Source organism: Arthrobacter sunyaminii (genome assembly GCF_018866305.1).
GTDB classification, from domain to species: domain Bacteria; phylum Actinomycetota; class Actinomycetes; order Actinomycetales; family Micrococcaceae; genus Arthrobacter_B; species Arthrobacter_B sunyaminii.
Map to the genome: position 1 here is coordinate 494,847 of NZ_CP076456.1, position 18,780 is coordinate 513,626.

Genomic DNA, 18,780 nt, shown 5'->3' on the forward strand with positions numbered 1-18,780 from the left:
GCCTGCTGCCATGAACTGGGCCACAGGCCGCAACAACGATGCCGCGCGGGTGCCGCCCGACGTCAGTCCGGTGCGCCGCCGGCCTCAAGTATTTTCATGGTCCTGGTGTCAGTTGACAGCAAAATGGCTGCCTCGTCCCGGCGGTGGCGGAGCACGGTGTCCAGATAGGACTGCACGGCCTCTGCCATGGGGACGTTGCGGTTTTCCTTTTCCGACATGTACCACCGGTGCTCAAGCACCTCGTGCACCACTTCGGCCTGTTCCAGCTTGCTGCCAAGTTCCCGGGGCACGGACTTTACGATGGGTTCGAAGACCTGGGTGACCCACAGATGTGCACTGAGTTCCTCGTCCAGCTCCGGATGGTTGTCAGCCCGGTAGGAATCCATGTCATTGAGCAGGCGGCGCGCCTGGTTTTCCTGGGCATCCAGACCGGTCAGGCGCAGCAGGCGCCGCTGGTGGTGGCCGGCGTCGACCACCTTGGGCTGGAGCTGGACCTGGGTGCCGTCGGCGGTGGTGTTGATGGTGAGTTCGTCGACGTCGAACCCCAGGTCATTCAGGCGGCGGATGCGGGCATTGACCCGCCAGCGTTCGCCGAGTTCGAAGGATTCCTTCTCCGTGAGTTCTGCCCAGAGGTTCCGGTAGCTGTTCATGATGCGCTCGCTGGTGGCGAGCGGATCGACGCTTTCTTCGATCAGCCCGCCCTCTGCGAGGTCCATCAATTCGCCGGCGATGTTCACCCTGGCAATCTCCAGGTCGTATTCGCGCTGGCCCCGGGAGAGTTCCGGATAGAGCTCTCCGGTCTCGGCATCCACCAGGTAGGCGGCAAACGCTCCGGCATCTCGTCGGAACAGCGTGTTGGACAATGACACATCACCCCAGTAGAAGCCTGCCAGATGAAGCCGGACCAGCAGCAGGGCCTGGGCGTCGATGAGGCGGGTCAGGGTGACCTGGCGCAGCGTCTGGGAGAAGACGGCACGGTACGGCAGGGAAAAGCGCAGGTGCCTGGTGACGAGGACGGGCTGCAGTTCCTGGCCGTCTACATCGTAGCGGCCGGTGATGACAGCCACCGGTTCAACGCTCGGAACATTGAGCCTGCGCAGCTTGCGCAGCATGTGGTATTCCTGCCGGGCCACGTGCTCGCTGGTTTCCTTGATGGCGATCAGCGAGTCACTCATTCGCGCGAAGCGGACGACGTGGCGGGAAATGCCTCGGGGCAGTGCCGCAAGGTTATCCTTGGGCCACTCTTCGAGCGGCAAATGCCACGGCAGGTCCAGCAGCCCCGGGTCCATCGAAGCAGCGGTAATGTTCAGGGACGCGAGTGCCTTTTGAGGGGCCGAGAGATGAATCCGGGGCAGTTTGCCCTGCTGCTCCCAGTCTGTTGGTTCATCGCGCCATTTGGCACCTGCGGGTTCGGACATAAGCACACGCCTTCATCGAACGTTCTGCTGAAACGGAGATGTAGTTAAACAGAAAATGCGGTGGCCCCTTAAACGAGTCTAGAACAGTCGCATGGGCCACCGCATATTCGGCGGCGGAACTAGGCCTGGTCTGCCAGGCGCTCTCCATTGCTGGTGTCGAACAGGTGCACATGGCCCTGCTGCGGGCGGACGAACAGGGTGTCGCCCTTCATCGGGGGACGCCTGCCGTCAACACGGACCACCATGTCCCGGTCAGTTCCGTCGAGGGTGGTGTGCCCGTAAACGTAAGCATCGGCGCCAAGCTCCTCCACCACGTCAACTTCCACCTTCAGGCCGGAGCCGGAAGAGTCAACGATCTCCAGGTCCTCAGGCCGGACGCCGACGGTCACGGTGTTGCCTGCGGCCGCGCCCAGAACCGAGCTGGCGACCGGGTAGATGGCGCCGCCGAAGGCAACACCGCCGTCCACAACGGGCAGTTCCAGCAGGTTCATGGCAGGGGAGCCGATGAAGCCGGCCACAAAGACATTCTTGGGGTGGTCGTACAGGTTGCGCGGGGTGTCCACCTGCTGCAGGATGCCGTCCTTGAGCACAGCCACGCGGTCACCCATGGTCATGGCCTCAACCTGGTCGTGGGTCACGTAAACGGTGGTGACGCCCAGGCGGCGGGTCAGCGATGCGATCTGGGTGCGGGTCTGTACGCGCAGCTTGGCGTCCAGGTTGGACAGCGGTTCATCCATGAGGAAGACCTGCGGGTTACGGACAATGGCACGACCCATGGCGACGCGCTGGCGCTGGCCGCCGGAGAGTGCCTTTGGCTTGCGGTCCAGGTAGTCCTCGAGGTCCAGGAGCTTGGCGGCATCGCGGACACGTTCCATCCGCTCTTCCTTGCCGATGCCTGCGATCTTCAGGGCAAAGCCCATGTTGTCCGCTACGGACATGTGGGGATAGAGGGCGTAGTTCTGGAAAACCATGGCAATGTCACGGTCTTTGGGCGGGACATCCGTGACGTCGCGGTCACCGATAAGAATGCGGCCGGAGTTGACGTCTTCGAGTCCGGCGAGCATGCGCAGGGAGGTTGACTTGCCGCAGCCGGAAGGCCCAACGAGCACCAGGAATTCGCCGTCGGCGATCTCCAGGCTGAGATTGTCCACTGCGGGCCTGTCAGTGCCCGGGTACAGGCGAGTGGCCTGGTCAAACGTTACCGTTGCCATGATATTTCTCCTTCACGGGCAGGTACGTGCCCGACGATCCGTTGTGAAGTGCTTATGTAGTTGTACAGCAGGTGGCAGCGGTTGTGGCCGCGGTCACAGGGTCAGTATGCCACACCCGTCCCGCGGCGGATCATTTGTGTGCGCGGCGAAGTTCCAGCAGGTGCGCCAGGACCGAGCTGAAGGCAGCCGGGGAGCCCACCCGGAAGGCGGCACGGGTGTCCCCGGGGCCGATCTTGATGGCCAGGTCCCCGGATTCCAGGGCTGCAAAGCCGTGCTCGTCGGTGACGTCATCGCCGGCGAACAGCACCGCCGTCGCACCGGTGAGTTCGCGCAGGGCGCGGATTCCTTCCCCCTTGTTGGTATGGACAACGGAGGCTTCCAGGACCCGCTTGCCGTCCGTGAGCTGGACACCGTCCAGTGCGCCAAGTCCCCGCCGGGCTGCATCGGTTGCGGCTGAGGCGACATCATCCGGTGCGCTGCGGGTGTGGAGCACGACGCCGGCCGGCTTTGCTTCCAGCCAGGTGCCCGGATGGGACGAGGTCACCCTTTCCACCGCTTCGCGTGCCCGCGCCAGCAAGGCAACCTGCTCCGGTGTCAGACGCAGCGGTTCGGCGTTGGGTCCCGTCCAGGCCTCTGCGCCGTGGCTGCCAATCAGCAGGGTTTCCGGCTCGGGGGAGGCGGTCCGGCGCAGGCTGTCCAGGGCGCGTCCGGAGATCAAAGCGGTAAAGGTGTCCGGCAGTTCTCCCAGCCCGGCCACTGCCGCAGCCGATGCCGGAAGCGGACGGGCGTCGTCGGCGTGCTCCACCAGGGGCGCGAGAGTACCGTCGAAGTCCAGCGCCACCAGCAGCGTTTCCGTGTCCGCCACCCGTGCCAGCGCCTGCATCAGATCTTCGGGGAGGTTGTTCACTGTGCTGCCTCGTTTTCTCCCTGCTGCAGGGCACTGAGGAAGTTCTTCGACCAGCGTTCGACGTCGTTCTGCAGGACCTGCCGGCGCATCAGGCGCATGCGGCGCTGGGCCTCGCGCTCCGGCATGTTGATCGCCGTCAGGATGGACTCCTTGACCCCGTCGATGTCGTGCGGATTCATCAGTACCGCCTGCCGCAGCTGGTCAGCGGCGCCGGCGAACTCGCTCAGCACCAGCGCACCGGTGTTGTTGATACGGGCGGCCACATACTCCTTGGCCACCAGGTTCATGCCGTCGCGCAGAGCGGTGACGAGCATGACGTCGGCGGCGAGGTACAGCGCCACCATTTCCTCCACCGGGTAGCTGTGGTGCAGGTAGCGGATGGCGGTGTTGCCCATGGTGTCATAGGTGCCGTTAATCCGGCCCACTGTGCCCTCCACCTCTTCGCGCAGCAGCCGGTACTGTTCCACGCGCTCGCGGCTGGGGCTGGCGACCTGGATCAGCGAAGCATCCTCCACGTTGAGCTTGCCGTCCTGGAGGAGCTCCCCGTAGGCCTTGAGCCGGTGGCTGATGCCCTTGGTGTAGTCCAGCCGGTCCACGCCCAGCAGGACAGTCTTGGGATCACCGAGTTCCTTGCGGATCTGCTTGGACCGCTCGATGATGTCCTCGCGCTTGGCCAGCTCGGTGATCTGTTCAACGTCAATGGAAATCGGGAAGGACTCGGCCCGCGAAACGTAGGACACTCCGTCCTCATTGGTGACGTGCACCTGCTGCTGGCGGACCGTGTGTCCGGCGAAGCGGCGCACGCAGCGCAGGAAGTTGCTGGCATCGGAGGGACGCTGGAAGCCGATCAGATCCGCGCCGAGCAGGCCCTCAATGATGTTGCGGCGCCAGGGCAGCTGGGCAAAAATCTCCAGCGGCGGGAAGGGGATGTGGTTGAAGAAGCCGATCTTCAGGTCCGGACGGTCCCTGCGCAGCATCTGCGGCACCAGCTGCAGCTGGTAGTCCTGGACCCACACGGTTGCCCCCTTGGCGGCCATGGTGGCAGCGGCGTCGGCGAAGCGGCGGTTGACGGTCCGGTAGGAATCCCACCAGGTGCGGTGGAACTCCGGCGGCGCAATGACGTCGTGGTAGAGCGGCCACAGCGTGGCGTTGGAGAAGCCCTCGTAATACAGCTCCACTTCGGAAGCGCTCAGCGGAACCGGCAGCAGATGCATGTTGTCATGATCGAACTCGTCCAGCTCTTCGTCGGCAGCTCCGTGCCAGCCCACCCACGCGCCGTCGGCCTTGGCCATCACCGGGGCCAGCGCTGTGACGAGCCCGCCGGGGGAGCGCCGCCAGCTTTCGCCGTCGTCCGTATTTACCCGGTCCACCGGAAGTCGGTTGGAAACTACGATGAAATCGAAATCGCCATACCCGTCCGTGGCATTCTGTCCTGCGGAATCAGCGGCAGCAGCGTTCACGATATGCACCCCTTGTTTGGCTTATGTATTTAGGCCACTCTATCCAAGGCTGGAAACTTTATGCCTGTACAGGCCGTTGAAAGTAAGGGCGGACACCCCCGGTGGCCTAAACTGTTGCTGCCCGGCCGCATGCCCAAACGGGCAGGCGTGAGAGAGACATGAGGAACTATGACTGAGCGGAACCCCAAGCCCAGCAAGGCCGATCGCACGGCTGCTGCGCGCGAACAGGCGCGTGCCCTGCGTGAAGCCCAGAAGAAGAAGGAGCGGCGCAACAAGCTCCTGGTGCGCTGGGGCGTGGTGGTTGCCGTGGTGGCGGTCATCGTCATCGTGGCGCTGATCGTGATCAATTCCGTGCGCAGCGGCAACGGAGCGGACGCCCAGACCGGAGAATCTCCGGCCAACGCGAATGAATACGGCGGCATTACGGTGACGTCCACCACCTCGCTGGAGCCCACCGAGCCGTTCAGTGTTGATGTTGCCTCACTGCCGGAGGCTCCGTCCGACGCCAAGGAAGACGCACCCGTTCCCCCGGGCATTGAAGCAGCCGAAGCCGGCCAGCCGGTGCCAATCGTGGCTTACGTGGATGTGAACTGCGTGCACTGTGCCGACTTCGAGAAGGCCTACAACTCGCAGATCGCCACCTGGCTCGACGCCGGCGAGGTCACCTTTGAGTACCGCACCGTCGCGTTCCTGGACCGCGGATCACCCACGAATTACTCCTCGCGCGGCGCCAATGCCGCAGCCTGCGTGGCGGACACCAACCCGGAGTCCTACTGGGACTTCATGAGCGCCATCTTTGCCAACTACGACAACGGCGAGATCAAGAACGCGGAGCTGGCTGACATGGCCGAGTCCGTGGGTGCCGGCGATGCGTCCGACTGCATCCAGAATGACGGCTTCCGCGCCTTCGTGAACTATGCGGACCGCCTGGCCCGCGTGGACTACGTCAGCGGAACTCCCACCGTGTATGTCAACGGTGCGGAGAGCAACCCCAATGACTTCACTGCCGCTGTTGAAGCTGCCATCGAGGCCACCAAGTAACCTGTTCCGGTTTCCCCCGGTGCGTCCGTTTCGTGCGGAACCGCCTCCTGGTTTCGCGGGAACGGGCGCTCTGGGCTAACCTTGACTAGCGCAGTTGCCGTGTTTGGCTTTTGAAGCACGACGACGGCGGTTAGCCGGCTTAGGCCGGCGCCGCCCCCTTAGCTCAGCTGGCCAGAGCACCTGTCTTGTAAACAGGGGGTCGCCGGTTCGAATCCGGCAGGGGGCTCCACGAAACCCCTCCTGATCAGGCATAACGCTGATCGGGAGGGGTTTTTCTATGGCATTCGAAGGCTCACGACACGCTTACAACAGGGGCTGGCGTGATGCTTCTGAATCAGCCGGTGCCAGGGGTTCGGCTCGCTCTGTGCGGTACAGGCCGCGCAGGTAACCCTGATGCAGGAGGTCCCGCTGGGCCCATTGCAGGTACGAAACCCCCGGCTCAAGGTCGAGCCGCTGCCAGAGCTTGCCGGAGTAGAAGAAGGAACCGAGCAGGGTGCCGAGCAGCAGGACCAATCCGCCGAGGATGGTGACTTCCCAGATTCTTTGGATGGCAAGCACGGCTCCGATAGTCAGCAGGATCAGGCTAAGAAACGGAACCCACCGGATTTCCGGGATCCGGACCGTTGCCAAGAGCACGCCTAGGCACAGTCCCAGAATGGCGATGATGATCAACGGTGTTGCCTCCATGATGCTGACTCCTGCTCCTCTGGCGGTAAACTTCAGGCTGTCAACCCACCTGCCGGATTTCAACCTATCGGCAGTCATCGTCACTGTAGACCAGGCCGATGGGAGCCGGAACCGTGGCGATGAACAGGCACCTGCTTTGGTACGGCTCCGCCATCGAGTTCTAGGTGAATTGTTTTATGGGCAGCCGCTAAACCGGGCATGACAAGCCCCGGCCGAAACGGGGCAGAGCGTCACATCATTCCTTGCGGCGGGCTGTGCGCCTGACAGCGCGATGCGGCACACCTTTGCGTGCGACGTAGACGATCCCGAAGATCACCGCGGCAATCAGGAGAATCATGAGGAACACGGTCAATGTCCAGCCTGCGATAACACCCATTTCATTTGTCCTTCCGTCGAGCCATTAGCTATTCGGAGCAGGTCATGTACGCACACCGTAGCCCACGTTCAGCTGTACCCAGAACGTAAACGGAAGTGGGTCGCCGGTTCGAATCCGGCAGGGGGCCCACAAAAAACTCCTCCTGCTCAGGCATAGCACCTGAGCAGGAGGAGTTTTCTTTATCGCAGTGAGCGGCGGCCGGCGGGGTTAGACGGTGACCGGCCGGCCCGTTCCCGGGGACCCGGGCAGGGCAGCCGGGGACTCGCCGGGGAGGTTGGCGTCGCGCACCTCCTGGTACTGAGGCAGGTGGGTGTACAGCTCGTCGCGCAGCGGGTTGCGGTGCCGTTTGACGATGGTGAACACCTGGTAGACCGCGACGGCGATGTTGGCCGCCAGCGAGATGGCCGACACGACGAACAGCGCGGTCGGGTTGTGCGAGGACTCGACGGCGAACGGCGACGTGCTCACGAATGTGGGGACCGCCATCGTGAACATCATCCACAATGCCAGGGTGTGGGCGCGGTGCTGCAGCCATGCACCCTTCTTGAGGAAGAACGCGGGGATGGTGCAGGAGATGAGCAGTGCCGCACCGGCGTAGAACGAGTGGTCACCGACGCAGTTGTAAACGTAGGCGAAGTTCCACAGGTCGTACGCGATGATCCAGAACCACATCATGTCGGGCCAGATCATGTCCTTCGACTTGTCGCGGGAGACGATGATGCCCGTCCAGCCGCAGATGGTGAGCAGGTTCAGGATGCCGGCGATGGCGTTCATGTAGTTCCACGGACCGCCGACCATGAAAACGCCGTCGTGCATGCCCTGCAGGCCCGCCACCTCAACGTCTCGGATGACCGCCTCGGCGATGTTGATCGCAAGGATCAGTGCAGGGAACATCAGCATCCAGCGGTTCTTCGCCAGGCGCGGGACATACCGGATGAGCATGAAGCCCAGGCACCCGAGGAGTGCCGAGTACACCTTCACCCAGTGGAACCACGTTCCTGTGGACGACCCTTCTCCGGCCGTCGTGGGCCACACGAACACGGTCAGGAGGACGGGCAGCGCCACGAAGAAGGCCAGACCGGCCCACTTCCAGCGCCGCGTCACTTCGTTAAGCGCAATGAGGGCAACCAGGACGACGCCGAACATCGCCCAGGAATACCAGGGAATCGATTCGTACAAGAACATCTAGGGACCTCTCCTTATTGGCCCGCCGCATGCGTGCCGTCTGATTCCAAAGTAAAAAAGGCCGCCCCGCGCGGTCATTAGACACCTGTTGCGATGTGTCCAAAAGCGCCCGGTGCTACCGTCAGGCATGACCGATGAGGGCACCGACGCGCAGCGTCACGCGAGTGCGCGAGCGGCTTTGGCTGCCGCGCTCAAGGCCCGGCTGAACACCGAGCCACTGGACAAAGTGACGGTCACGGAACTAACACGCGACTGCGGACTGACGCGGCAGGCGTTCTACTACCACTTCACCGATGTGCGGGATCTCGCGGTCTGGGTGTTCGAGACCGAGGTTGCCCGCCGGGTCCGCGCTTTTGCGGCTGAGGTGGGATGGGCTGACGGACTTGTGCGGTTGATGCTGTACATGCGCGATAACCGCTCGTCGACGCTCGGTGTCCTCAACGGGGTGGGCCAGCCCGGGCTCGAACGTTTCCTGTTTCGGCAGATGCGACCGATCACCGAGGCCGTGATGGACCAGGACGGCGGCGGACCGGCGCGCCCGCAGGACCGGGTCCTGGTGGTCGACTTTTACACCTCGGCCGTGCTCGCCGTGGTCCTGCGATGGGTCGCGGACGGCATGGTCGACCACCCGTACAAGGTGGTGGGGGACCTGGAAATCATGCTGCACGGCGCCGTGCGGGAGTCCGTCCGCCGGCTCGACGCCAGGGCAGCTCCAGGAAACTAATAAACGTCATCTGATGTCTATTTGTGGGACCACTTCACCACAGCCTCAGCCGCGCGGCTGACCCGTGAGCTGGCTGCAGCCGCTTGAAGGGCTGAACCCGTTGCCAGCGACCTGGGCCGGCCGCCGGATGGTCCTGGGGGCTGATCACGCAGATCACGGGTTGCTCCGGCAGCGGTGTTGCTCATCCAGCAGTTCAGCCGGGACGGCGGACCTGCGGCACCAGTTCCAGCAGGTGCTCCTCCACATAGTCCAGGGCCAGGCGCAGGGCACCGGTTGGTACCAGCAGTTTGCCCATGTTGGAGACGGCCAGCCGCGGCGGCTCCGCCACATAGCCGGCAAGTTCCCGGGTCATGGCAGGCAGCAATGCCTCGGCCGATGCTGCCACGGCGCCGCCGATGACGATCAGGCGCGGGTCGAAGAAGGACGAAACAAGGGCCAGCACCCGGGCCATGCGCCGGGCGATACGGTCCAGGATTTCCTGTGCCACCGGATCGCCGTCGGCTGCTGCCTCGAAAACGTAGCGGGCCGACGCGCGGTTGGTTTTCGGCCCCACGAGGTCCCGGATCCGCCCGTCGTGCCCGTCTTTGAGGGCGGCACTGCCCCAGAGGCGGGCCAGTTTCGCGATGCCGTCCTCGTTGCCGACGCCCTGGACAAGTTCCAGCCCGCCCATCGCACCCGTTCCGCCGCGGGCGCCGTGCAGCAGCCTGCCGGCGTCGATAATTCCGCTGCCCAGGCGCTCGCCGGCGAGGATCACCGCGAGGTTTTTTTCACCCGCGCCAACACCGCGCCACCGTTCGGCAAGCGCCGCCAGCTTGGCATCATTCTCCACCAGCATCGGCCAGCCCCGGACCTCGCCGAATTCCCGCTGCAGGCCGAGGTCAAACAGGGGTGCCATGGGCTGGCCGGGAACGACGACGCCGTCGCCGGCCACCTGTGCGGCAACACCCGTCCCGACGCAGAACACCTTTGCCGAGGTGATGCCGGCGTCCTCAAGCGCCTTGTCCACCGCGTCCGTCAATATCCGCCGCCGGGCATCCGGCTGACCGCCGTGGCGGGGGAATTGGGCCTCCGCACCGCCGACGACGGTTCCGGCGAGGTCGGCAACCAGGACTCGGATAGTTGCGATGCCGACGTCGAGCCCCAGGACATAGCCGGCATTTTCATTGAACTCAAAGCGCCGTGCAGGCCGCCCCTTTTGTCCTTCCGCACGCGGGGAATCAGCTTCCCGGGCCCAGCCGCGGGCGACCAGGTCATCACACACGGCGATCACCGTGGCACGCGTCAGCCCGGTGGCTTCGATCAGGTCGGTGCCCGTCACGGACGAGGCTGACCGCAGCACTTCCAGCACCGCCCGGAGGTTGGTGCGGCGCAGAAGCTGGGGGGTATTTGCGGAGGGGTCCATGGGATGCCTTTTGACGTGTGGCGGTAATAACAGCATAATTGTAGAAGGTAATAAATTTAGTGTCTAAATCTAATCCTGATCGAGCCTGAGGAGGCCCCATGACGGTACGTGTCGGAATTAATGGTTTTGGTCGCATTGGCCGCAATTTCCTGCGGGCAGCACTGGAGCACGGCGAAGGCTTTGAGGTTGTTGCAGTCAACGACCTCGGCGATCCCGCCCAGCTGGCGCACCTGCTGAAGTACGACTCCGTTGCCGGACGCCTGAGCGAAAAGGTCTCCGTCGAGGAGGGCAACCTCGTGGTTGGCGGTCACACCATCAAGGTCCTGGCCGAGCGCGATCCCGCCAACCTGCCCTGGGGCGAACTCGGCGTTGACATCGTCATCGAGTCCACCGGCTTCTTCACCAACGCCGATGACGCCCGAAAGCACATCACCGCCGGCGCCAAGAAGGTCCTGGTCTCCGCACCCGCCAAGGGCGATGCGTTCACCGTGGTCATGGGCGTCAACGACGCAGACTACGATGCCGAGAACCACGACGTCATCTCCAACGCATCCTGCACCACCAACTGCCTGGGCCCGCTGGCCAAGGTCCTCAACGACGCCTTCGGCATCGAAAAGGGCCTCATGACCACGGTTCACGCCTACACTGCAGACCAGAACCTGCAGGACGGCCCGCACAAGGACCTGCGCCGTGCACGCGCCGCAGCCCTGAACATGGTGCCCACCTCCACGGGTGCTGCTAAGGCCATCGGCCTGGTCCTGCCGGAGCTCAAGGGCAAGCTGGACGGCTTCGCCATCCGCGTTCCCGTTCCCACCGGCTCGGTCACGGATCTGACCGTCACGCTGGAAAAGGAAGCCACGGTCGAAGAGATCAACGCCGCCTACGCCAAGGCCGCACAGGATCCGCGCTGGACCGGCATCCTCACCTACACCGAGGATCCGATTGTTTCCTCCGATATCGTGGGCGATCCGTCCTCCTGCATCTTCGACTCCGGTCTGACCCGCGTTATGGGCAACCAGGTCAAGATCGTCGGCTGGTACGACAACGAGTGGGGCTACTCCAACCGCCTGGTCGATCTGACCGGACTGGTTGCTTCCAAGCTCTAAAGCTGGCCGCTTCCTTCGGGAGATCAGCACAGAACAACGCACGACGGCGCCGCGCCGGACCGCTTTCAGGGTCCGGGCGGCGCCGTCGTGCGTTTAACGCCGTTGGCCCTTCAACCTCAGCAATGGCACGCGGGCCTGCGTGCGCTGCCCTTGTTCGCCCCGGGACCAACCGCGGACAATGAGTCGGATAGCTGCATAAACCGGAAGCACCAGTGGTGCGGGGCGGGCCACTGTCTAACTCGACAGGACGGACACCATGGAACTCGTTCCCAACAACACCCTTATCTGCGCAAGCCCCGAAGACGGGAGACGGCTTGCCCTCGGTCTGGCAATGCAGACCTCTTTCGCCATTCAGCCCGATGACCACGTGCAGAAAATTATCCGCGACGCCTATATGAACAACCCTGACGGCCTGATTGCCGCTGGTCATGTGGTGGCCATTGAGTTCGCCACCATTGCGGCCGCCAACAATTACTGGCGCTGACTACAGGCCTAACGGTCCTGGCTCAGCGATTGGGCGAGGAATTCCAGCGTGCGGGCCCAGGCGTCGTCGGCGGCGTCCGAGTCGTAAGCAAACCGGTTGGTGTCATTGAAGAACGCATGGCCGGTGCCCGGATAGACATCCGCGGTGAAGTCGATGCCTGCCTCGGTCATGGCTGCACCCAAATCGGGGAGCGTTTCCACAAGGTCGGTGTCCTGATCGCCGTAAAACGCCAGGACCGGGCAGCGGATGGCGGCCAGCTCGGCGACGGAATAATCGGCCCGGCCGTAGAAGGACACGCAGGCCTTCAGGCGCGGCTCCTGGACGGCGAGGGAGAGCGCGAAGGTTCCGCCCATGCAGAAGCCAACGACGCCGATTTGTCCGTGGACGCCGGGGGAGGACTCCAGATACTCAAAGCAGGAGGAAACCCGTGCCGAGGCCTGGGCTGAAAAGTCCGGACTGCGGAACGGCGACATCAGAGCCCGCAGCTTCGGCTGTGCCGCGTGCCGCTGCTCCGGATCCGGATTGAAGAGTTGCTCACCGAGTTCCGTGGCCACGTCATCAGTGATGCCGTTCTCGCCCAGCAGATCGGGGGCAACCGCAAGGTATCCCTGTTCGGCAAACCGGTCCGCCACGCTGCGGATCTGGCCAACCAGTCCCCACGCCTCGTGAATGACAATAACGCCGCCCCGAATATCTCCCTCCGGCCGGGAAACGTAGGAGTGAACCGCGGAGGAACCTGTGCCCATTTCAATCATTTCGCCCATGCCGACACCCTGCCACAGGGAAGGCACGCCGGGCTAGGGATGCTGTGAGAGCAAGAAACCTTTTCGCACAGCGCCAACGTGCGTGGACCTTGACCCTGATCACCCTCGGGAGAAGGCTTAACCGCACGTTGGCACTTACCCCGCACCCCTCAGGAGCCCCCATGCTGCGCATTCTCTCGATCGACGGCGGCGGGGTCCGCGGGATCATTCCGGTCATCTGGCTCACCCACTTGGAAAGGCGATCGGGGCAGCGGACTGCGGACCTCTTTGACCTCATAGTGGGCACCTCCGTCGGGGGCATGATTGCCCTGGCCCTGGCCTGCCCCCGCGACGGCGGGGCTCCGTACAGTGCAGCCGACCTCCGGCATCTGGATCTGGGCAGCGTCAAGAAGATCTTCCCCCGCCATACCGCAGCCCGCCCCAAGGCCGCACCCGGCACGGCGGCCTATTCCGCCGCACCGCTGCAGGAGTTTCTGCATAAGGTCATGGGTCACACCAAACTCTCCGAGGCTTACCGGCCAGTGGGCGTCGTGACGTGCGATCTCGTCCATACACAGGCTCTGCACTTCGCGGGCGGGGGATTGGACCAGTCACAGCTCGGTGATGCCGACATGGCGGTTGCTGCTCGGGCCACGGCATCGCTGCCGCGGTTTTTCCCGCCCGTCACCTTCACAGACCCCGGCGGGCAGGCGCGCGAGCTGGTGGACGGCGGGCTGGCCGCTGATGATCCGGCACTGGTGGCCTACACGCTGGGCCGGTCCCTGGCTGGGGCCGACGACGGCGTGTTGTTGGTTTCGCTGGGCACCGGAACCAGCCAAACCTCCTCGGGCCTGCTGCTGAGCTCGGAACAAACCAGCAGCACCGCAGACGTGCAGGGGATGGAACGGGACTTTTCCATGGTCTACGAAGGGCCGGGACAGCTGGTCCGTGAGAGCCTGCGCCAGCTTCTGGGCGAGGACTACGTCCGGATCCAGACCAGCCTCCTTCCAGGCACGCATCACGCTTCCGACGACGCGAGCCCCAAAAACATCCTGGGACTGCTGGCTACCGCCGAGAAGATGGTTCTGGAGACTTCCTCCGAGCTGGAGCGGCTGGCGGAACTGCTGCAGGGCAGGTAACCCGGCGCTGCTCCCGATCTCGCTGGCCCCGGTGCGGGCCTCCCTGCTGTCACAAATGCGGGCTGTCACAAATCCGGCCCGTCCGGTGTCCTATGTGTGAGCCGGCCGCGAGCCGGAGCGGCAGGTTTCAGGGACAGGAGAAGGACATGGGAACCACAGCAGTTGTCCTGGGCGGCGGATACGCGGGAGTCATGGCAGCCAATCGGCTCGCCGCCGCAGCACGGCCCGGACTCGACGTCGTGCTGGTAAGCCCGGGAGAGCGCTTCGTGGAGCGGATCCGGCTGCATGAGTATGCCGCCGGAGTCCGCAGTGATGCCACCGCCTCCTTTGAATCCGTGCTGCATCCGGCCATCCGACGGGTGCGGGACACGGCGGTGCGCATCGATGCTGCCGGCCGGTGTGTGCGGCTAGCCGGCGGCCGGCTGCTGAACTACGACTATTTGGTCTACGCAGTGGGATCAGGGGCCCTGAAGGTTCCGGAAGGTGCGCTCACCGTCCAACAGCTGGAGGGAGCCGAAGACACCCGCACGGCACTCGAGGCGCTGGCCCCGGGCGGCCGGGTTGCGGTGGTTGGCGCCGGGTTGACCGCCGTCGAAACGGCGGCGGAAATTGCCGCCCACCGAGGAGACCTGCACGTGCGCCTGCACACGGACGGTAATCCCCTCCCACAGGTGACAGCGGCCGCCCGCCGTGGTCTGGAACGGAGCCTTCGCCGCACAGCAGTGAAACTGCAGTCCGGCGTGCGGGTATCCGGGTCCGGTGATCCGCATCTGCGGCTTCAGGCCGACGTCGTGCTCTGGTGCACGGGTTTTGGAGTTCCGGATCTCGCCTCGGCCAGTGGGCTGCCGGTTGATCAGGAAGGCCGTCTGCTGCTGGACCCGAATCTGCAGGTGCCCGGGGAGGAACGGATTTACGGGGCCGGTGACGCCGCCGTGATTGCCAGCCCGGAGTACGCCTACCTGCGGATGAGCTGCGCGGCGGCGATGCCCATGGGTGCTGACGCGGCGGGAAACATCCTGCGCGGAATGGATGGGGCACCCGGCATCCGGCATGACAGCGGTTTCGGCGGCCAGTGCGTTAGTCTGGGCCGCAGCGACGGGCTGGTCCAGTTTGTCCGGGCGGATGACACCCCGGTCCGCGTTCACCTGCACGGCAGGTTGGCGGCGGTCCAGAAGGAGATTATCTGCCGGATGACGCTGCGCTGGATCCGCAGCGAAATCAAACGGAGCGGAGCATACACATGGCCCAAAGGTCTGCGGATGACGACGGCGGAGCAGACTCAGGCGCCGGCCGGACGGTGAGCCGCGACGCCGATTTCCTCGCCCACCGCGGCATGGTGTTCACCATCGCCTATGACGTCCTCGGGACCGTGGCGGATGCCGAGGACGTTGTCCAGGAAACCTATCTCCGGTGGCGGACGGTCCCCGATCCGGTACGCAACCCCCGGGCCTATCTGGCGCGGATCGCCACCCGGCAGGCGCTGAACACCGTCCGCTCCGCAGCCCGGCGGCGTGAGGACTATCCGGGGGAGTGGCTCCCCGAGCCGCTCCGCACCGGCGCCGGCGCAGACGGCCCCGCCACTCCGGAAACCGCTGCCCTGACCGCAGCCGAAGTTTCCACCGCCATGCTGGTGGTCCTGCAGACGCTGAGCGGACCGGAACGCGCGGGGTTCATCCTGCATGACGTGTTTGGGTTTGGTTATCCGGAAATTGCAGAGGCGTTGGAGTCCGGGCAGCCTGCTGTCCGGCAACTGGTGCACCGGGCACGGGAGCGGGTGGAGCGGGGCACACCGAAGACCCAGCCCGATCCCGCCGAGCACCGGGCCGCCGTCGGACGCTTCCTGGAAGCCACCATGACCGGATCGCTGCAGGCGCTGCTGGATGTGCTGGCCCCGGAGGTGGTGCTGCGTTCGGACGGCGGAGGCAAAGCCAGCGCCGCACTAAAGCCGGTGTCCGGACCGGAGAAGGTTGCGCGGCTGATGCTTGGGCTGGCCTCAAAGTATGCGGCCGGTGTCCTGCCGGAGTTCGTGGAACTGAACGGGCTGCCCGCCGTCGCCTTCCGGGAGGACGGAAGCGTCACCACCGTGTTCCAGCTAAGCCTGGTGAACGGACAGGTCCAGGAGATCTACGCAATGCGGAACCCGGACAAACTCGGGCAGCTGCAGGGGCCGCCTGTAGGCTGAATCGGGTGACTATTTCCTCGACTCCCAACCGCCGCTGGTCCGAAGACGCCATCCGGCGCATCGAGGCCGACAGCAACCGCTCTGCCGACACCCACCTGTTTGAGATTCCTGTTCCGGCGGGCTGGTCAGTGAAGGTGTACCTCAAGGACGAGTCCACCCACCGCACCGGAAGCCTCAAGCACCGGCTCGCGAGGTCACTGTTCCTCTTTGGACTGGTCAACGGCTGGATCACCCGGGGCATGCCCATCGTGGAGGCCTCCAGCGGGTCCACCGCCGTGTCCGAAGCCTACTTCGCCCAGCTGCTGGACCTTCCGTTTGTGGCCGTCATGCCGCGCAGCACCAGTGCTGAGAAAATCGCGTTGATCGAGCAGTACAAGGGCACCTGCCACTTCGTGGATGATCCGTCGCAGGTGTATGCGGCTGCCGAAGAGATTGCCCGCAGCACCGGCGGCCATTACATGGACCAGTTCACCTACGCCGAACGTGCCACCGACTGGCGCGGCAACAACAACATCGCCGAATCCATGTTTGGTCAGCTGAAACTCGAGGACTCCCCGGTGCCCGAGTGGATTGTGGTGGGCGCAGGAACCGGGGGCACCAGTGCGACGATCGGCCGCTACATCCGCTACCACCGCCATGGAACCCGGCTGGCCGTCGTGGACCCGGAGAACTCGGCGTTCTTCCCTGCCTGGCACAATCCGGGGGCTCCCGCCGTCGGCGGTCCGTCCCGGATCGAAGGCATCGGCAGGCCGCGGCTGGAACCCAGCTTCGTGCCCGCGGTCATTGACCACATGATCCAGGTGCCGGACGCCGCATCGGTTGCCGCGGCGCGGCACCTGCGGGAAACAGCAGGTCTCCACGCCGGCCCCTCGACCGGAACCAACCTCTGGGGAGTGTGGCAGCTGGGAGCGCAGATGGAGGCCGAAGGCCGGGCGGGGAGCATCGTTTCGCTGATGTGTGATTCGGGGGACCGGTATGCCGCCTCCTACGGCGACGACGAGTGGCTCGCTTCCCGGGGACTGGATCCGGCGCCCGCGGCGGCTTTGCTGACGAAGCTGTTTGAGGCCGGCCGCTGGCCCGCCTAAGAAGCCTGGGGTGCGCTCGCGCCGGGTTGGCCGCCCATGTCCTTCTCAGCGGTGCTTATCAGCTTTTCCTCATCGTCACGGACGTCAACCGGGCGCTTGCCCTGCAGGGAAGGGTTGGGGCTGTAGAACCACAGGGCAACCTGCTCGTCCTTCCAGCCGGCCCAACGCCCCATGCGGACTACGTCCTTGACCGCCGGGACGGTGCGGCCGCCGGGTTCGTCAAACTGGAAACCCGGATACAGGAATGTTCCACCGCGCTGCACTGCCAGGACCCGCCCTTTGCCGGTCAGCCGTCCGGCCCGGAGGTTGGGTCCGTAACCGAATCCGAGCCGTTCAGCGGCTTCGGAGATGGTGTAAAGGCCGTGTTCCTGCCGCATGGCTCGCCACAGCGCCTCGGCCTTCTTTCCTGAGGGGATCGAAGGGATGGCGCCGGTCGGATGGGAACTGTGCCGCCGGTGGGTGTCGCGGTCGCTCATAATTCAACGGTACAACCGCCGCGGGCCCTGAGGCAGAGCTCGCAGCTCCCGCAGGTCCGGCAGGAGGAAAGCTCTTTCATGAGCGCGGCTGAACAGCCAAATAGGTTCTGCCCGCCTCCAGCTGGGATTATGGAAACATGCGAACACTCAGCCACCAGGAAGCCACCCGACTTGCGGAGCAGACAGCGGCCGTGGCTGAGGCCCACATCCCCTACGGGTCCGGACTGGGTGCACCGGCATCCTTTACACTGGCCTGGCTGATGGCGGGCGCGGGCATTGAGGACATCCGCGTGGCCAGCGGTAGCTCAGGCATGGGGGACCACTTCTGGATTGAGACGGCCCAATGGCGGATCGATCCGACGTTGCGCCAGTTTTCCCATCTGAAGCACCGTTCGCTGGTGGAGCCGGTGACGGAGGCCGGGAGCTTCGAAGCGCTCAAGTACCACAACGTTCCGGCTTCCCGGGAGGAAGCGGTGCGCGAGGTCTCCTACGGTTTCCGGAACGCCGTTGAAACCGAGGCATTCGTCAATGAGATGACGGCGGCCGTCAGCTTCTGACGCCCTGCATCCCTAACCTGTGAAGCCGGCCTGCCGGATGCCGTAGCGCAGGAACACCACCCCGTTGCCGAACCGGCGCTCGTCGAGCAGTTCAAGGTCCAGCCGCAGTCCGTCCGGCAGGAAGGGCTTCCCGCCTCCGACGACGACGGGGGAGAGCAGCTGGTGCAGCTCGTCCACCAACCCTGCCTGCAGCGCCTGTGCCGCCAGGGTGGGGCCGCCGACTGTGAGATCCCGGTCGGCACTTTCTTTGAGCCGGCGTAGGGCCTCAGGGTCGAAGGTCCGCTCCAACCGGGTGTTGGAGGTGCTGATGGCGGGCAGCGTGCGGGAAAAGACGATCTTGTCCGCAGCCTTCCAGATGCCGGCGTAATCCTGAATCACGGCCGGCTCCCCGGCTACGGGCATGGTCTCCCACGCAGACATCACCTCGTACAGCTTTCGTCCGTAGAGCTGAGTTCCGATCCTCCGTTCCAAATCATTGACGAAGGCATGAACTTCTTCGTCCGGCATGCTCCAGTCGAACTGCCCGTCCTCATCAGCGACGTAGCCGTCAAGCGAAGTAATGCAGGTGTACACCAAACGTCCCATGCTGTGCCTCCC

General features: G+C 64.6%; 20 protein-coding genes and 1 tRNA gene. 10 read left to right on the forward strand and 11 right to left on the reverse strand.

The window, feature by feature from the left end:
• Positions 1-62: 62 nt before the first annotated feature.
• From KG104_RS02260 to KG104_RS02275, 4 genes are all read right to left on the reverse strand, one after another.
• Entirely contained in the window at positions 63-1,418 is a 1,356-nt protein-coding gene (locus KG104_RS02260; RefSeq protein ID WP_104055981.1) for a DUF4032 domain-containing protein, read from the reverse strand.
• A 119-nt stretch (positions 1,419-1,537) separates the two neighbouring features.
• Complete coding sequence (locus tag KG104_RS02265) at positions 1,538-2,629, reverse strand: ABC transporter ATP-binding protein (RefSeq protein ID WP_104055983.1); 1,092 nt, start codon at positions 2,627-2,629, stop codon at positions 1,538-1,540.
• A 130-nt stretch (positions 2,630-2,759) separates the two neighbouring features.
• Complete coding sequence (gene otsB, locus KG104_RS02270; protein ID WP_307859011.1) at positions 2,760-3,536, reverse strand: trehalose-phosphatase; 777 nt, start codon at positions 3,534-3,536, stop codon at positions 2,760-2,762.
• On the reverse strand, positions 3,533-4,996 hold the full coding sequence (locus KG104_RS02275; RefSeq protein ID WP_207348477.1) for an alpha,alpha-trehalose-phosphate synthase (UDP-forming): 1,464 nt from the start codon (positions 4,994-4,996) through the stop codon (positions 3,533-3,535). The genes otsB and KG104_RS02275 overlap by 4 nt, the downstream gene beginning before the upstream one ends.
• 168 nt (positions 4,997-5,164) lie before the next feature.
• On the opposite strand from KG104_RS02275, the gene KG104_RS02280 reads away from it, so the two are divergent.
• Positions 5,165-6,037 carry a DsbA family protein gene (locus KG104_RS02280; RefSeq protein ID WP_104055989.1) on the forward strand — a complete coding sequence of 291 codons (873 nt, stop codon included), beginning with the start codon at positions 5,165-5,167 and terminating at the stop codon, positions 6,035-6,037.
• Positions 6,038-6,189: 152 nt separating this feature from the next.
• Positions 6,190-6,266 (forward strand) — tRNA-Thr (locus KG104_RS02285).
• 74 nt (positions 6,267-6,340) lie between these two features.
• Here KG104_RS02285 and KG104_RS02290 read toward each other — a convergent pair.
• The 3 genes from KG104_RS02290 to KG104_RS02300 all read right to left on the reverse strand — a co-directional run bounded on the left by KG104_RS02290 (position 6,341) and on the right by KG104_RS02300 (position 8,285).
• Complete coding sequence (locus KG104_RS02290) at positions 6,341-6,724, reverse strand: hypothetical protein (RefSeq protein ID WP_207348478.1); 384 nt, start codon at positions 6,722-6,724, stop codon at positions 6,341-6,343.
• A 235-nt stretch (positions 6,725-6,959) separates the two neighbouring features.
• Positions 6,960-7,100, reverse strand: a complete 141-nt coding sequence (locus tag KG104_RS02295) for a hypothetical protein (protein ID WP_207348479.1) — start codon at positions 7,098-7,100, stop codon at positions 6,960-6,962.
• Between the two features lie 207 nt (positions 7,101-7,307).
• Positions 7,308-8,285, reverse strand: coding sequence for a DUF5692 family protein (locus tag KG104_RS02300; protein ID WP_207348480.1), 978 nt, complete (start codon positions 8,283-8,285; stop codon positions 7,308-7,310).
• Between the two features lie 127 nt (positions 8,286-8,412).
• On the opposite strand from KG104_RS02300, the gene KG104_RS02305 reads away from it, so the two are divergent.
• Entirely contained in the window at positions 8,413-9,009 is a 597-nt protein-coding gene (locus KG104_RS02305; RefSeq protein ID WP_207348481.1) for a TetR-like C-terminal domain-containing protein, read from the forward strand.
• A gap of 193 nt (positions 9,010-9,202) precedes the next feature.
• On the opposite strand, the gene KG104_RS02310 is transcribed toward KG104_RS02305, so the two are convergent.
• The gene (locus tag KG104_RS02310; protein WP_207348482.1) at positions 9,203-10,411 is read right to left on the reverse strand and encodes an ROK family transcriptional regulator; all 1,209 of its coding nucleotides are present in this window, start codon (positions 10,409-10,411) and stop codon (positions 9,203-9,205) included.
• Positions 10,412-10,509: 98 nt separating this feature from the next.
• On the opposite strand from KG104_RS02310, the gene gap reads away from it, so the two are divergent.
• Both gap and KG104_RS02320 read left to right on the forward strand, forming a co-directional pair.
• The gene (gene gap / locus KG104_RS02315; protein WP_207348483.1) at positions 10,510-11,517 is read left to right on the forward strand and encodes a type I glyceraldehyde-3-phosphate dehydrogenase; all 1,008 of its coding nucleotides are present in this window, start codon (positions 10,510-10,512) and stop codon (positions 11,515-11,517) included.
• A 256-nt stretch (positions 11,518-11,773) separates the two neighbouring features.
• Positions 11,774-12,001 (forward strand): hexameric tyrosine-coordinated heme protein, encoded by a 228-nt coding sequence (locus tag KG104_RS02320; protein ID WP_104056000.1) that lies wholly within the window; start codon positions 11,774-11,776, stop codon positions 11,999-12,001.
• 8 nt (positions 12,002-12,009) lie between these two features.
• On the opposite strand, the gene KG104_RS02325 is transcribed toward KG104_RS02320, so the two are convergent.
• Positions 12,010-12,765 carry a dienelactone hydrolase family protein gene (locus tag KG104_RS02325; protein WP_237687276.1) on the reverse strand — a complete coding sequence of 252 codons (756 nt, stop codon included), beginning with the start codon at positions 12,763-12,765 and terminating at the stop codon, positions 12,010-12,012.
• A 161-nt stretch (positions 12,766-12,926) separates the two neighbouring features.
• On the opposite strand from KG104_RS02325, the gene KG104_RS02330 reads away from it, so the two are divergent.
• The 4 genes from KG104_RS02330 to KG104_RS02345 all read left to right on the forward strand — a co-directional run bounded on the left by KG104_RS02330 (position 12,927) and on the right by KG104_RS02345 (position 17,150).
• Complete coding sequence (locus tag KG104_RS02330; protein ID WP_207348484.1) at positions 12,927-13,883, forward strand: patatin-like phospholipase family protein; 957 nt, start codon at positions 12,927-12,929, stop codon at positions 13,881-13,883.
• Between the two features lie 146 nt (positions 13,884-14,029).
• A complete protein-coding gene (locus KG104_RS02335) occupies positions 14,030-15,184 on the forward strand; it encodes an NAD(P)/FAD-dependent oxidoreductase (RefSeq protein WP_207348485.1) in 1,155 nt (384 codons plus the stop codon).
• Positions 15,124-16,065, forward strand: coding sequence for an RNA polymerase sigma factor SigJ (gene sigJ / locus KG104_RS02340; protein WP_207348486.1), 942 nt, complete (start codon positions 15,124-15,126; stop codon positions 16,063-16,065). The genes KG104_RS02335 and sigJ overlap by 61 nt, the downstream gene beginning before the upstream one ends.
• Before the next feature lie 5 nt (positions 16,066-16,070).
• Complete coding sequence (locus KG104_RS02345) at positions 16,071-17,150, forward strand: PLP-dependent cysteine synthase family protein (protein ID WP_207348487.1); 1,080 nt, start codon at positions 16,071-16,073, stop codon at positions 17,148-17,150.
• Here KG104_RS02345 and KG104_RS02350 read toward each other — a convergent pair.
• Positions 17,147-17,626: a hypothetical protein gene (locus KG104_RS02350; RefSeq protein ID WP_104056009.1), complete on the reverse strand. Its 480-nt coding sequence runs from the start codon at positions 17,624-17,626 to the stop codon at positions 17,147-17,149. The two genes, KG104_RS02345 and KG104_RS02350, sit on opposite strands and share 4 nt — an antisense overlap.
• Positions 17,627-17,763: 137 nt before the next feature.
• Between KG104_RS02350 and KG104_RS02355 the strand changes: the two genes are divergently transcribed.
• Positions 17,764-18,183 carry a hypothetical protein gene (locus KG104_RS02355; RefSeq protein ID WP_207348488.1) on the forward strand — a complete coding sequence of 140 codons (420 nt, stop codon included), beginning with the start codon at positions 17,764-17,766 and terminating at the stop codon, positions 18,181-18,183.
• Between the two features lie 12 nt (positions 18,184-18,195).
• Here KG104_RS02355 and KG104_RS02360 read toward each other — a convergent pair whose 3' ends face one another.
• Positions 18,196-18,768 (reverse strand): dihydrofolate reductase family protein, encoded by a 573-nt coding sequence (locus KG104_RS02360; RefSeq protein ID WP_104056013.1) that lies wholly within the window; start codon positions 18,766-18,768, stop codon positions 18,196-18,198.
• Positions 18,769-18,780 lie beyond the last annotated feature (12 nt).